The organism is Bacteroides bouchesdurhonensis (assembly GCF_900155865.1).
Taxonomy (GTDB): Bacteria; Bacteroidota; Bacteroidia; order Bacteroidales; family Bacteroidaceae; genus Bacteroides; species Bacteroides bouchesdurhonensis.
Map to the genome: position 1 here is coordinate 3,097,554 of NZ_LT707006.1, position 14,954 is coordinate 3,112,507.

General features: G+C 39.4%; 11 protein-coding genes. 8 read left to right on the forward strand and 3 right to left on the reverse strand.

Annotated features, from left to right (window positions below; all coding sequences use genetic code 11):
* Window positions 1-12: 12 nt before the first annotated feature.
* The 3 genes from CZ225_RS13060 to CZ225_RS13070 all read right to left on the reverse strand — a co-directional run bounded on the left by CZ225_RS13060 (window position 13) and on the right by CZ225_RS13070 (window position 4,314).
* The gene (locus CZ225_RS13060; RefSeq protein WP_077154403.1) at window positions 13-1,182 is read right to left on the reverse strand and encodes an NADH:ubiquinone reductase (Na(+)-transporting) subunit B; all 1,170 of its coding nucleotides are present in this window, start codon (window positions 1,180-1,182) and stop codon (window positions 13-15) included.
* 54 nt (window positions 1,183-1,236) lie between these two features.
* Window positions 1,237-2,586: a Na(+)-translocating NADH-quinone reductase subunit A gene (locus CZ225_RS13065; protein ID WP_077155823.1), complete on the reverse strand. Its 1,350-nt coding sequence runs from the start codon at window positions 2,584-2,586 to the stop codon at window positions 1,237-1,239.
* Between the two features lie 327 nt (window positions 2,587-2,913).
* The gene (locus tag CZ225_RS13070) at window positions 2,914-4,314 is read right to left on the reverse strand and encodes a C1 family peptidase (RefSeq protein WP_077154404.1); all 1,401 of its coding nucleotides are present in this window, start codon (window positions 4,312-4,314) and stop codon (window positions 2,914-2,916) included.
* A gap of 156 nt (window positions 4,315-4,470) precedes the next feature.
* Between CZ225_RS13070 and CZ225_RS13075 the strand changes: the two genes are divergently transcribed.
* The 8 genes from CZ225_RS13075 to CZ225_RS13110 all read left to right on the forward strand — a co-directional run bounded on the left by CZ225_RS13075 (window position 4,471) and on the right by CZ225_RS13110 (window position 14,949).
* Window positions 4,471-5,721 carry a BamA/TamA family outer membrane protein gene (locus tag CZ225_RS13075; RefSeq protein ID WP_077155824.1) on the forward strand — a complete coding sequence of 417 codons (1,251 nt, stop codon included), beginning with the start codon at window positions 4,471-4,473 and terminating at the stop codon, window positions 5,719-5,721.
* A 123-nt stretch (window positions 5,722-5,844) separates the two neighbouring features.
* On the forward strand, window positions 5,845-6,591 hold the full coding sequence (locus CZ225_RS13080) for a TolC family protein (RefSeq protein ID WP_077155825.1): 747 nt from the start codon (window positions 5,845-5,847) through the stop codon (window positions 6,589-6,591).
* A gap of 5 nt (window positions 6,592-6,596) precedes the next feature.
* Window positions 6,597-8,813, forward strand: a complete 2,217-nt coding sequence (locus CZ225_RS13085) for a GumC family protein (RefSeq protein WP_077154405.1) — start codon at window positions 6,597-6,599, stop codon at window positions 8,811-8,813.
* A 19-nt stretch (window positions 8,814-8,832) separates the two neighbouring features.
* Window positions 8,833-10,107: an O-antigen ligase family protein gene (locus CZ225_RS13090; protein ID WP_077155826.1), complete on the forward strand. Its 1,275-nt coding sequence runs from the start codon at window positions 8,833-8,835 to the stop codon at window positions 10,105-10,107.
* The gene (locus tag CZ225_RS13095) at window positions 10,104-11,045 is read left to right on the forward strand and encodes a glycosyltransferase family 2 protein (protein ID WP_077154406.1); all 942 of its coding nucleotides are present in this window, start codon (window positions 10,104-10,106) and stop codon (window positions 11,043-11,045) included. The genes CZ225_RS13090 and CZ225_RS13095 overlap by 4 nt, the downstream gene beginning before the upstream one ends.
* Window positions 11,042-12,229, forward strand: a complete 1,188-nt coding sequence (locus CZ225_RS13100) for a glycosyltransferase family 2 protein (RefSeq protein WP_077154407.1) — start codon at window positions 11,042-11,044, stop codon at window positions 12,227-12,229. The genes CZ225_RS13095 and CZ225_RS13100 overlap by 4 nt, the downstream gene beginning before the upstream one ends.
* A gap of 15 nt (window positions 12,230-12,244) precedes the next feature.
* Window positions 12,245-13,369, forward strand: coding sequence for a glycosyltransferase family 4 protein (locus CZ225_RS13105; RefSeq protein ID WP_077154408.1), 1,125 nt, complete (start codon window positions 12,245-12,247; stop codon window positions 13,367-13,369).
* Window positions 13,370-13,833: 464 nt separating this feature from the next.
* A complete protein-coding gene (locus CZ225_RS13110; RefSeq protein ID WP_077154409.1) occupies window positions 13,834-14,949 on the forward strand; it encodes a glycosyltransferase family protein in 1,116 nt (371 codons plus the stop codon).
* Window positions 14,950-14,954 lie beyond the last annotated feature (5 nt).

The following is a 14,954-nucleotide window of genomic DNA, read 5'->3' on the forward strand; positions in this document are numbered from 1 at the left end:
TTCATTCGGTATTTATTGGTTAGACTTTACAGCGCGTTTTTCGCGGCGAGTGATATTACTCTGCACTACACAGTAATCAATCAACGGAGCAAAAATGTTCATCAGTAAGATGGCGAGCATCATACCTTCCGGATAACCCGGATTCAGTACGCGGATAACAATAGCCATTACACCGATCAAGAATCCGAAGATATATTTACCTGTTTCTGTACGCGCAGAAGTTACAGGATCAGTAGCCATAAACACAGCACCAAAGCAGAAACCACCTAATACAAGATGCTCATACCAAGGCATGTGAGCCATTGCAGTATCAGGACCTACGGTATTAAATACCCAAGCCATGAATGCACCACCAACAAATACAGAGATCATCGTCTTCCAACTTGCAACACCAGTCCACAAAAGGATAGCAGCACCAATCAGGATGGCGATCACACTTGTTTCACCGATAGAACCTGGAATTAGACCTGTAATCATATCCAGGTTGAATGGAGGAACCGCACCGGTTGTTGCAGCTTGTCCCAACGGAGTAGCTACAGTCAATCCGTCTACAGCCTGTCCCATACCAAAGATACTGTCACCAGATACCCAAACGACGTCACCGGACATTTTAGTCGGATAAGCGAAGAACAAGAATGCGCGAGTAATCAATGCTACGTTGAAAATATTCATACCCGTACCACCAAATACTTCTTTTGCGAAGATTACAGAGAATGCAGTAGCTACGGCAAGAATCCACAACGGACAGTCTACCGGCACAATCATCGGGATCAGAATACCAGAAACCAAGAATCCTTCCTGAATTTCTTCCTTCTTCCATTGAGCTACAACAAACTCAATGCCCAAACCTACTACATACGATACAATAATTTTAGGCAATACAGCCAAGAATCCGTAGATAAACATTTCGATGAAGCTGCCAGTAGCACCTGTATGAGTGAAATGCTGGTAACCTACGTTGTACATACCGAACAACAAAGCCGGTATTAATGAGATAACCACAATCGACATGATACGTTTACTGTCGATGGCGTCGTGTATATGCGTTCCCGTTTTCGCAGTCTTGTTGGGCACGAACAGGAATGTTTCGAAGCCGTCGAACACCGACTGGAATGCGTGGAATTTGCCGCCCTCTTCAAAGTTCGGCTTTATCTTATCGAGATAATTTCTTAACGCTTTCATTAATATATTTACAATTTTACGATTTACAATTTACGATTTGCCATACGAACATTATTACGCCATTTCTGCACGAAGCATGTCAAGCCCCGCACGAACGATGCGTTGCAGTTCCATCTTCGATGAGCAGACGAATTCGCAGAGAGCAAAGTCTTCAGGAGCTACTTCATAGATACCCAATGCTTCCATACGGTCGATATCAGCAGCAATGATCGCTTTAATCAGATATTCAGGCAGAATATCCATCGGGAATACCTTATCATATTCACCAGACATGATCATGTGACGTTCGCCACCTTTCACACGTGCATCTAATGTGTATTCCTTTTTGGCCATCAGCCAGCTGAAATAAGAGTGGTTGGCACTGTATTGATCAAAACGAGGCATAATCCATCCCAACATTTCATGAATCTCATCACCTTCAGGGATTACAGTCAGTTGGCTGTCGAAAGCACCAAGGAATCCGTTGGGAGACACTTGTTTACCTGTCAACACATTACCACTGATATATCGCAAATCTTTATCAGTAGTTACGTTACCAGCAAAAACGTTTGTCAGCAATGCACCGACCTGGAGTTTGCAGTATGCAGGTTTCAATACCTCAGAACCTGTAACGGCTACAGTACGTGTAAAGTCTACACGCCCCGTATTAAAGAGACGACCGATGAAAATAACGGCTTGAGGATCAATAGTCCATACAGTTTCACCTTTAGACACCGGATCCAAATGGTTGATTTGAACACCCACGTTTCCAGCAGGGTTCGGACCATCAAATGCAGTAATGGTAACGTTCTTAGCCTGAGTCAGAGCAGCGGCAGTTTGTTTCACACTGATGTTCAAGTAAGTTTTTGCCATTTTGGCAAGAACATCAAGACCTGTCTGGAAGTTTGCTTCTTCTCCTTTCAAGGCAAACTCGAAATTGGGAGCCAATGGATTGGTGTCGAATGCAGAAACGAAGATTCCTTTCGGAGTGACCGTCGGATCAGCAATGATGGCATACGGACGTTGTTTGATAAATGCGAAAATTCCTGCTTCCAACAAAGCAGTCTTCACAGCATCAGCATCCATAGAAGCCACATTCTTCTTACCGAAATCTTCGTAGTCTTGTTCAGCAGCAGCTTCCACTACGATGTTTAATACCTTACGGCGGGCGCCACGTTCTACGCTCGTCACTACGCCACTTACGGGCGAAACAAATTTCACTTCAGGATGATTCTTGTCGATAAACAAGGGTCCACCGGCCATCACATACTCCTGCTCTTTCACAACTACCTTCGGTGTCACTCCAGGGAAATCATCGGGTACAAGTGCGTAGAATCCCGGCTCCTTCACTGTAGCATACGTCTCAGCAGCTTTTCCTTTCAGGTTTATGTCAAGGCCTTTACGTAACTTTATTACATTTGCCATGCTATATAAAATAATGGTTTCATAAATTTGCCGCAAAAGTAATAAATAATAATGTGATTCGAGAGGAAAAAAGAAAGGAATTACGGAGAAATTTCCGTAATTCCTTTCGTGTCCGCACACATTAACATTATTCCTCGGTTTTGAAGTAAATAAAAGACCTAAGGAGAAATTGCAGAAAGCCTTTATACATGGCATATTTAAGTCAGATTTTAATAGTTCTCACTTAACAGAACTCTTTAATGCGAACGTTAATCTTTACTTATTCATCCATTTTATTAAAAGATAAAAAGGATAATTGTCTACGTCAAGTATGCGGCAGAGAAGAAATTATTCTTCTCCGGCAAACATAGGATCCCAGGCAGGAAGACGTATCGGCTTCTGCTTCAGTATTTCAAGAGCTTTAGGAGTTGCAAATTTCGTTTCTATGACAAGACGGAACATATATTCATTGAACCATTCGTCAGTCATAATAAGATGTCCCTGATAGCCGGCACCCGCTCCCCAACTATTTTCAACCATCCACTTGGTCGGCTTTCCATTTTTATCGAGATCTACGGCCATGAGAGTCATAGCATGACTGGAACCGCTGTCAAAAGTTTGGATACGTTGTTTCTTATCCATACCAAAAGAAGTCCCCATCAGAGATTCATAATCATAGTTTTTAACGTCGAGAAGACCACGGTCTGAATTCAGACATTTGCCTACATCACAGGAAAAGTACATCATAGTGCTGTCCTTTAAAGAAGCAATTGCCATTTCCTTAATATCCTCGATCGGGAGATTCACATATTTCCAGTTCGTTCCGTCGTAACGATGCCGGTCATAATCTATTTCGTAACACTTGTAATACTCACGGCTTGGGTCGTTCATTAACATTACATAGTTACCGATTAAGTTTTCATCGCCAAACTTCTTCAGGAAAGAAAGCGGAGTATAGGTAGCCGTCTCAACAGCTTCACCTTTTGAATTATATTGTGTCCAGGTAAATTCAGTGGGAGGGACACCAAGATTCAGGACTAACATACGGTATATAGTACCTAGCATTTCCGTTTTAGCTTTTTCCAAAGCAGCAGGTTTAGCACCTTTTGACCCCATGTCCCGAAGTTGCAATCCTTGTTCACGGAGCTTTAAAGTAATTAATCCTGCCATACGGGAAGTATTTTCACTGCTATTTGTTTCAGGCATCACTTCCTTGGGAACCAAGCCATATTTGCTTACAATGTCGGCAACTCCTGTAAATGTTCCTCCATCACTCAAAGGATGTTTAAAGAGCCATTCCACCATTTTATCGTTCATCGGTTTATCACTGGTGTCAATGATACCTTGCAAAAAAAGGTTTGCTTTTTCCAGTTGATCAAAGAAGAAAGGATAAATCTGCGAAAATTCGAAAGAGCCAAGGTTATATTTAGCAATGGTTTTGGCACGCATCACATTTAGCCCAGTGAAAAGCCAGCAACGTCCCGAAGACTTCTGATCAGTAATACCTTTAGAAGGCACTTTGATGGAAAAATGCGTATCCATACCTTTCAAATTATCCTGATTCAAAGCCAGCTTACGGATGTCGTTACTACCTATAGCGTTTCGGATTGCTTTATCAGCGGATGTTTCTTGATAAGTTTGTTTGATCTGCTGCATCATAGTATCGCTGATACCGCCTTTTCCTTCTTGTGCTTGTACAGAATGATAAAAAGCACATAAAACAAAAACAGATAAAATTCGTTTATTCATAATATAAGTAATTAATTAACTTACCGATTGGCAAGTTACCACATTTGTATACGATTGTTTCGCAAAAATACGATTCTTTTTTAGATTTATTATCAATGAGTATAAAAACTAATCGAAATAAAATAGTTTCCTTTGCATCGAATTTCAAAAATGAGTATGAAGAAATATATTATAGGTATATGGGTAGCATTTCTACCCGCCTGTGTTGCATTGGCCCAAGATAACAGCACAATAGTAAAGGACACTGAATCACCAAATGCTACTATTACCATTAGCGAGGTTGCAACAACTGATACCACTCCTACCCTTTCCAAACGCGAATTACGACGTCAACGCGTAGCAAAGCGAAATCTCCACTATAATATCTTAGGTGGTCCCAGTTACACACCCGATTTTGGTTTGTTAGTAGGTGGTAGCGCACTAATGACATTTCGGATGAATCCGAGTGATACTACCCAACGGCGTTCAATAGTTCCGATGGCAATTGCTTTAATGTTTAAAGGAGGATTGAACCTGATGGCTAAACCACAGCTATTCTTTCAAGGTGACCGTTTCCGTATTTTCGGAACTTTTTCCTATAAAAACACTATCGAAAATTTTTACGGTATCGGATATACGACTAACAAAGATTTCGAACGTGGAAAAGAAACAAGTGAATACCGTTATAGCGGTGTTCAAGTGAACCCATGGTTCCTGTTTCGTTTAGGAAAAAGTGATTTCTTTGCCGGTCCGCAAATTGACTTCAATTATGATAAAATCACCAAACCTGCGCCAGGAATGGTAGAGCAACCCTCTTACATAGCAGCAGGAGGAACAGAGAACGGTTATAGAAACACAAGTTCAGGTCTGGGTTTTTTGCTGACGTATGATACTCGTGATATTCCAGCGAATGCTTATAAAGGAATTTATCTGGATTTCCGTGGAATGATGTATAATAAAGGATTTGGAGGAGACAATAATTTCTACCGTTTAGAAGTAGATTATCGACAGTATAAAAGCTTCGGACGCCGTAGAGTGCTTGCCTGGACAGCTCAGACCAAAAACGTGTTTGGTGATGTTCCTTTGACAAAATATGTTCTTAGCGGCACACCTTTTGATCTACGCGGCTATTATATGGGACAATATCGTGATAAATCATCTCATGTAGTAATGGCCGAATACCGTCAAATGATCAATACAGATAAAAGTAATTGGGTAAAGAAAATGTTAAGTCACGTAGGCTATGTAGCATGGGGCGGATGTGGTTTCATGGGTCCTACTCCGGGCAAAATCGAAGGTGTACTCCCCAACTTAGGAGCCGGTTTACGTATTGAAGTTCAGCCCCGTATGAACGTCCGTCTGGACTTTGGCAGAAACATGGTGAACAAGCAAAATCTGTTCTATTTTAACATGACTGAAGCATTTTAGTCTAACATATTCGTGCATTCTATACAATTTTTGCAAAAATAGGGTGGAAAAATATCGCTAAATGAACTTAATTGTTACCTTTGTGTATTGATAAACAAACAAGAACAAAGACATATGTTCATTATGAAGCATTTTAAAGCCCCTATTGTATTTTTATTGCTATTATTAGCACCTATGTACATTGCTGCACAAGAAGTGAATAATAATTCCAACTCCAGTGAAGTTGATTATGAAAACATTGTACTTCCACCTCTTGATGTTCTATTTGAAAATGCTAAAAACACACCAATTTATGAAATGGCTGACGTAAAAGCTGCCATAGAACGCAAATTACTTGCCAAGGAAAAGCGGGCTTTTCTTGGATTCTTCAGCCTACGAGGAAGCTATCAATATGGTATGTTCGGTAATGAATCTACTTACACCGATGTAGCAATCGCTCCCTATCTCAGTTACTCCACGCAGGCACAAAATGGTTATACCGTCGGAGCAGGGGTTAGTATACCTTTAGATCAACTATTCGACTTAAAGCCACGTGTCAGCCGTCAAAAATTAGCTTTCAGAAGTGCTGAACTGGAAAGAGAAATTAAATACGATGAGATCAAGAAAGAAATCATCGAAATGTATGCTATGGCAACATCCCAATTGCAGGTACTCCAAATGAGAAGCGAAAGTCTAGTACTTGCAACTGTACAATACGAAATATCGGAAAAGAACTTTGCTAATGGTACTATTGAATCTTCAGAGCTGTCCATTGACAAAGAGAGACAATCCAAAGCACGCGAAGCTTTTGAAAGCAGTAAGTTTGAGCTAACCAAAAGTCTCATGATACTCGAAGTTATTTCCCGTACACCGATCATAAAAAACAAATAAGATTTATGAATTTCATCATTTCAACGTTACGGACTCTTTTCCGGCATTATTGGCAAATCATATTAGTGACCGGTGTATGTACTGCATTAGCATTTTACCTTACTTCTAACATGCAAGGAGGTTATGAAGTAAAGTCTACCTTATATACAGGAGTTGCTTCCGGATATAATTTAGAAAGTGAAAAACAAACAAACTGGGCAATGGTACAAAATTCGATGGACAATCTAATTAGTATCATGCAAGCAGAAAGCACACTAAAAAGAGTATCCATTCGTTTATTTGCCCGAGTTCTTATCAAAGGAAACCCTGATAAAGAAGTAAATGGCATTACCCCTTCCAGTTACCTATATACTTATAATCATTTAAAGAACAGCATTCCAGGGAAGGAGATTTTAGCACTTATAGACAAAAGTAGTGAAGATAAGACAGTAGCAAACTTTACCAAATATATGCGTCCTGAGAAATCCAACTATATTTATGGACTATTTTATTATACTCATCCTTACTACAGCTACGAAGCTCTGAAAAAGATAAAAGTTCAGCGTAGGCTTAGCAGTGACCTTCTCGATGTTAGTTACACATCGCAAGATGCGGGAATTGCTTTCAATACGATGAGTATCTTAATGGAAGAATTTGTGAACGAATATAGCCGTATTCGCTATGACGAAACAGATAAAGTAATCGCTTATTTCGAAAAGGAGTTAAACCGTATAGGTACGAAACTTCGGAACGAAGAGAATGACCTGACTAAATATAATGTAGAAAAACGTATTATCAACTATACTGATGAGACTAAAGAAATAGCGGCTATTAGCAAAGAATATGAATTTAGAGAACAAGATGCACTTTTCGCTTACAACAGTGCTAAATCGGTGTTAGAAGAACTTGAAAAACACATGGACAGTAATGCAAAACAAGTGGTAAAGAATTTACATTTCGTAGATAAGTTAAAAGAAGCTTCAACCATCACTGGAAAAATATCTGAAGCGGAAGCAATATCTAAAAAAGGGAAACAAGATAATAAAGAACTAAGTGCTGACAAGAAACGAATGGATGAAATCAAACAAGAACTGAGTGAGTTAGCAGATTCATACGTAGGACATAAATATACAAAAGAAGGAGTAGCACGTACCAATATTATCGATCAATGGTTGGAACAAACTCTTTTATTTGAGAAAGCAAAAGCAGAGTTACAAATTGTGCAAGATTCCCGAAAAGAATTGAATGAACGTTATGTGTTCTTTGCCCCTGTTGGTACAACCATAAAGCAAAAAGAGCGTTCCATCAACTTCACAGAACAAAATTACTTAAGAATACTTCAAAGTTACAATGAAGCATTATTAAGAAAAAAGAATTTGGAGATGACTTCAGCCACTCTTAAGGTGTTGAACGAGCCAACTTATCCAATATCTCCCACTTCTACCCATCGCAAACAAATACTTATGGTTATTTGTGTGGTCAGTTTCTTGATAATCGTAGCGTGGTTTATTCTTATCGAGCTATTAGACAGAACCTTACGTGATGCGACACGTGCCAAAAAGGTTACAGGATTCAAGGTTATCGGTGCCATTCCTAATTTCACATCCATACGTTACGGCAAGTTGAATAAAACTTATACCCAATGTGCTGTCAAAGAGATAGGTAATTCATTACTACGATTTTTCACAGAACGTAAAGCAGGTAACGTATTTACTGTTAATTTATTCAGTACTGGCAACAATTCAGGGCAGGAAGAACTAGGCAATTTACTCTGTGCATATTGGCAAAGCCGTAAACTAAAAGCAAAAGTTATTTGCCATGGCATTGATTTTGACATAGAATCCTCTGACTTTCTTCTAGCCAAGAATCTTTTGGACTTCTACACGCCTCAAGGAGAAGATATCCTCATTATTGTTTATCCTTCATTAGAGCAATGCAGTATTCCCAACGGATTATTATTAAACACTAATCTCAATCTGTTGGTAGCCCCTGCTAACCGAGGTTGGAAGACTGTAGATAAACAACTGAGCGAACAGCTGATGGTACAACTCGGAAAATCATCTTCCCCCTTACGTATGTGCCTGACTGATGCTGACAGGCTTGCTATAGAAGACTTTACAGGATTGTTGCCACCATATACTTTCATACGCAAATTCCTCTATCAACTTAGCCAATTATCGTTAACCGAAAAAATAAGAATCAGAAAAAGAGCAGAAGCAGATAACGACGACGACGATGAGTAAATTAACAGGCATTCATTTAATGTTTATTACACAGTTTCTACTGTTTATTGTAGGAATGTTTGTCGATATTAAAATAGGGTTAATATTTACAGCCTGTGTTTTGATATTTACAATTGTCACTCTGATACAGCTCAGCGATGATGAAAACACAGATTGGAAAACCGGGCGGAATATAATGCTTGGATTATTTGCAGTCTGGTTCGTTTATTATCTTTTGGAACTTTTCAATCCCAACAATGTAATACAAGCATGGAACATTAATTTACCACCCTACGCTTTGTTTCCGTTGATATTTGCTTTTCTTGTTCCCATTACGATACGTAACACCAAGAGTATTGAATATTTATTATTCATCTGGTCCGTTTTCGTAATAATATTCACTCTCAAAGGTTATTGGCAGAAAAACCATGGTTTCAGTGATCGTGATCTTTTCTTCTTATATTCACGTGAAGGTTGGCGGACCCATCTTATTTGGTCGGGTATACGTTATTTCTCCTGCTTTTCGGATGCAGCAAATTACGGTGTACACGCTGCCATGTCATCAGTTGTTTTTAGCATATCGGCCTTTTTTGTAAAGCAGAAATGGAAACAAATCTACTTTCTGTTCATTGCTGCTTGTGCTCTTTATGGAATGGGTATTTCAGGCACGAGATCCGCCATGGGTGTCATTGCAGGAGGGATTATAACAATTGCTATTCTTGCACAAAACTGGAAAGCAGTTTTTACAGGAAGCGTTTTAATAGCCTCTATTTTCTGTTTCTTTTATTTTACAGACATAGGAAGCGGAAATCAATACATATGGAAAATGCGTTCTGCCTTCCATCCCGACAAAGATGCTTCTTATCTGGTACGTATTGAAAACAGGGCAAAGATGAAGACCTTAATGGCAGAAAAACCGATTGGCTATGGGATAGGACTTTCTAAAGCGGGGAACTTCGAATCAAAAGAAAGAATGCCATACCCTCCGGACTCATGGCTCATCAGCGTATGGGTAGAAACAGGTATTATCGGGCTTATCATATACCTTCTTATACATGGCATTCTCTTTACCTGGTGTGCGTGGATATTATTATTCAGAATACGCGACAAACGTTTACGAGGGCTAGTTGCAGCATGGTTTAGTATGGATGTCGGCTTCTTTATAGCTGCCTATGTCAATGATGTTATGCAATACCCTAATCAGCTTCCAGTCTATGTTGGTTTTGCCCTATGTTTCGCAGCACAACATATCGACGAACGAATCTGGTTAGAAAAAGAACAAATACCCAAAAACATAATAAACGAAATAGTATGATCGACGAACATCCGCTTCTTTCCTTTATCACCATCTGCTACAATGGATTCAGTGATACATGCGAACTGATAGATTCTATACAAAAGACAATTCATTCGGTAAGCTACGAGATCATTGTTGTAGATAATGCTTCGCGAGAACATGAGGCTGCAAAGTTACAAGAGCTTTATCCCTCTGTGATAGCTATTCGCAATGATATGAACAACGGATTTTCTGGTGGGAATAATGTAGGTATTCGCAAATCAAGAGGCAAATATCTCTTTTTGATCAACAATGATACCTATATCCGGAAAGACGGAATATCCTCTCTCATAGAACGGTTAGAAAGTAGTCCTAAAATTGGTGGCGTATCTCCTAAGATACTATTTGCATTTTCACCTCAACATATACAGTTTGCAGGATTCACCCATTTGTCGCAATTCTCGTTACGTAACAGCACACTAGGTTTCGACTGTCCTGATGATGGAACGTTCGACAACGCTCACCTCACTCCATATCTTCATGGAGCAGCCATGTTACTAAAGCGAGAAGTTGTAGAAACGGTAGGATTAATGCCGGAAATCTTTTTTCTCTATTATGAAGAACTGGACTGGTGTACTAGCATGACAAGGGCGGGCTATGAACTGTGGTACGAACCACGTTGCAGTATATTCCATAAAGAAAGCCAAAGTACAGGGCAACTCAGCAAGCTTCGTACTTACTATCTGACACGTAATCGTTTGCTCTATGCACGCCGAAACTTGAAAGGTTTTACGCGGTCAGTCAGCCTACTTTATTTGAGTACGGTAGCAGCAAGTAAGAATAGTCTGTTATATGCGTTGAAAGGTCGTTTTGATCTATCCGCGGCCATCTGTAAAGGTACTTATGCAGGGCTGACACTTACATTACCCCAAAAACAATCATCCTACGTACTACCTCATATCCACAACATACCATGAACATTATCGACTGGATACTTTATATTCCTTTGGCACTCTGTGTCGGCTACCTGCTAATATTCGCCATAGCCTCCAAGTTCTACCATGCCCCCCGGTATCCGGAAGCCAGAACTTATGGTCGTTTTGCCATACTATTCCCAGCTTACAAGGAAGATCAAGTAATCGTTTCCTCTGTACGCAGTTTCTTGCAACAAGATTATCCATCTGAGAAGTTTGATATCATTGTCATTTCAGATCAAATGAAGCCCGCTACTAACGAAGAGTTACGCTCTCTGCCCATCAGTTTATTAATTGTGAATTACACAGAAAGTTCAAAAGCCCGAGCTCTCAATACAGCAATTAATTCAATAGAAGGTGAAGGATATGATGGCATTATTATCATGGACGCCGACAACTTGACCATCCCTAGCTTTTTGAGCGAAATAAACAAAGCTTTCAACAGTGGCATTCGTTCTCTACAAGCACATCGTACGGGGAAAAACCTAAATACAAGCATTTCCTTATTGGATAGTATCAGTGAAGAAATCAATAATGGATTCTTTCGAAGCGGTCACAATGCGCTCGGTCTTTCGGCAGGGTTATCCGGCTCCGGGATGGCTTTTCATGCCGAGTGGTTCAGGCAAAATGTGAAACTTCTCCAAACGGCGGGAGAAGACAAAGAATTAGAAATGTTACTTTTACAACAAGGTATTCACACCGCATATCTACAGCAACTACCTGTATACGACGAAAAAGTACAAAAGAAGGAAGCTATCGGTAATCAGCGAAAACGTTGGGTAGCTGCCCAATTTGGTACTCTCCGCACATCACTCCCATATTTTCCCAAGGCCCTATTACAAGGAAACCTTGATTATTGCAACAAAGTCCTCCAATGGATGCTTCCTCCCCGACTGGTTCAGCTTGTCGGAGTCTTTGGATTCACAATTATTTTTACCATTATTGGTGTGTACTTGAGTATGCAAGGAAAAGGAAATGAATGGCAAATAGGTATAAAATGGTGGATTCTATCAATTGCTCAAATCACAGCAATGCTTTTACCAGTTCCGAAAGAAATGCTCAACAAACAACTGCTAGTTTCCATTTTACAATTACCAACACTTACTATCACTACTATCAAAAACCTGTTCAAATTGAAAGGAGCCTATAAAAAATTCATTCATACAGAACATGGTGAACATGAATAAACAAAATCGAAAGATATGAAAATAGCCATTGAAGCACAAAGAATATTTCGTACTAACAAACATGGGATGGATTTTGTCGCTCTCGAAACAATTCGGGAACTGCAAAAAACAGATCAGGAGAATGAATATTTCATATTCGTTAGTCCAGGTAAAGATCGCTGTTTGAAAGATTCAGACAACTTGCACATTGTAGAATTGTCCTGCCCTACTTATCCGCTATGGGAACAAATAGCGTTGCCCAAAGCAGTAAAACGCTTAATGCCGGATTTGCTACATTGCACTAGTAACACTGCCCCATTACACTGTCCAGTTCCATTGATACTGACATTGCATGATATTATATATCTCGAAAAACGACAATCTACCAGCAAGTCTTGGTATCAGGAAATGGGCTGGTATTACCGCCGCATGATTGTTCCCCGCATCCTACCTCATTGCAGTAAAATAATTACGGTTTCTCAGTTCGAGCGTCAACGAATCCGCGAAGCACTTCATCTTCCGGATGAACAGTTAGTTACTGTGTACAATGGATACAGTCCTCACTTTTATCCTCATTCAACAGTTTCCGACACCATTTACAAATACATAGAAACGGATGATTATTTGTTCTTTCTCGGCAATACTGATCCTAAGAAAAACACTTCTCGTGTATTAAAAGCATATAGCTTGTATTTGAAACAATCAGAACGAAAAAGACCCCTATTAATAGCTGATGTAAAAGAAGATTATATTGACAATATACTCCAATCTGAGCAATTAAAAGCCATCAAACCCTATTTACGTTTTCCGGGATATATACCCAACACAGATTTAGTGAATATATATAATAGTTCATTTGCTTTTCTATATCCTTCTCTACGGGAAAGTTTCGGTATACCAATGTTGGAAGCTATGGCGTGTGGTACCCCTGTCATTGCAAGTAACACATCGGCAATGCCCGAGATTGCTGGCGAAGGTGCTTGTCTGGCAAACCCATTTAGTCCAGAGGACATAGCTCAACATATTATTAGGTTGGAGAAAGATAAAGGCTTTTACCAACAGCAAGTAGAATACGGTCTGAAACGCTGCCAGTCATTTTCATGGAAGAAAACAGCTGAGAAATTATTAGAAATATATTCAAAAAATTCTGTATATCAATAATATATAATCAAAAGAGTGAAGTGTAGTAAACACCTCACTCTTTTTAACAAAAAATTAAAATGTCCAATATTCTTTTACATTGAAACATGAATATACCTTAATTTACTCTTCCGATTCAATCTTCCCATTCCTACTCAAATCAGGACTCAAGTCCTGATATCCAACAATACGACAACCAGAAAATGTGTAACCATGAACCGAACGGACTTCGACGGTCTATGTAACTATGATCCCAAACAAAAACCTCTTGATACAATACTCTAGACAAGGAAAAACAACTAAGACAGCTCATACAAGAAAAGAAAACGCTTCGGATCATTGGTAAGCCAGTGGAACAAAACAACCAAAAAGGCAAAAAAGAAAAAACAAGACAAAAAGAATTGCACAAAAAAGAAAATGTTATCATAATTTTCATTATCTTTGTATCAAGAGTATAAGCTTGTCAAAACTAAGTTGAATAAAACATGAACAGTTGTAAAACGGACGATAAAAGTTTAAGAGCATTAATAATTTTTCGGGAAACAAGAGACATGGATAACCTTTTCGCACCTATATTGTGCGAGGCTATCCGGTTGACCGGCATTGATGTTCGATGTTCTTGCAAAGAGTTTTGGGAGTCTGACACGACTTATGATATTATTCATTTTCAATGGCCCGAAGAAGTGGTGGGTTGGAACTGCAACGATCCTAATGTTATTGCCCGTCTGAAAGAACGAATCGATTGGTGGCGTTCACAGGGAACGCATTTTGTATACACTCGCCATAATATCTGTCCATCCTCAGCAAATAAAATCATCAGTCGTGTTTATGAAATAATAGAAACGGAAAGTGACATTGTGGTACATATGGGACGCTACAGCCTTCACGAATTTACCCATGGAAGTCCCAATGACCAAAATATCATCATTCCTCATCCTATTTACGAATATACATACCGAGAAAATATCAGCATAGAACGGGCACGTCAATATCTCAAAATGCCACAAAATGCGTTTATCGTTATTGCATTCGGAAAATTCCGTAATAATAAAGAAAGACGCATGACACTGAATGCATTCCACAAGTGGAACAAAAGTAATAAGTTATTGGTAGCCCCCCGTTTCTATCCTTTTTCAAGAATCAAGAAATACGGTTGCAATTTCCTGAAACGCTGGGTCTCCCGTATAGGTTTCTATCTGCTAATACCCTTACTTAACCGATGGCTGAATATACATGCCGGAGCTAAAGACGAAATAATAGATAATTGCGATTTACCGTACTATATTGCTGCCAGTGACATGGTATTTATCCAACGGAAAGACGCATTAAACTCAGCTATGGTCCCGCTCGCTTTTTTGTATCATAAGGTAGTAGTAGGACCTAATGTGGGAAATATCGGTGAGTTACTATATGAAACAAGTAATCCGTCCTTCAATCCTGATGACCCGCTAAGTATCGTGAAAGCACTGGAAAAAGGAAATTTGCAGACTATTTGGCACAAAGGGGAAAGAAACTACTCGTATGCAATGGAACATATGAATATAAAAAAAATAGGAAAAGAATACGCCCAAGTTTACATGAACTTAGCAAACAATAAATGAGCAAA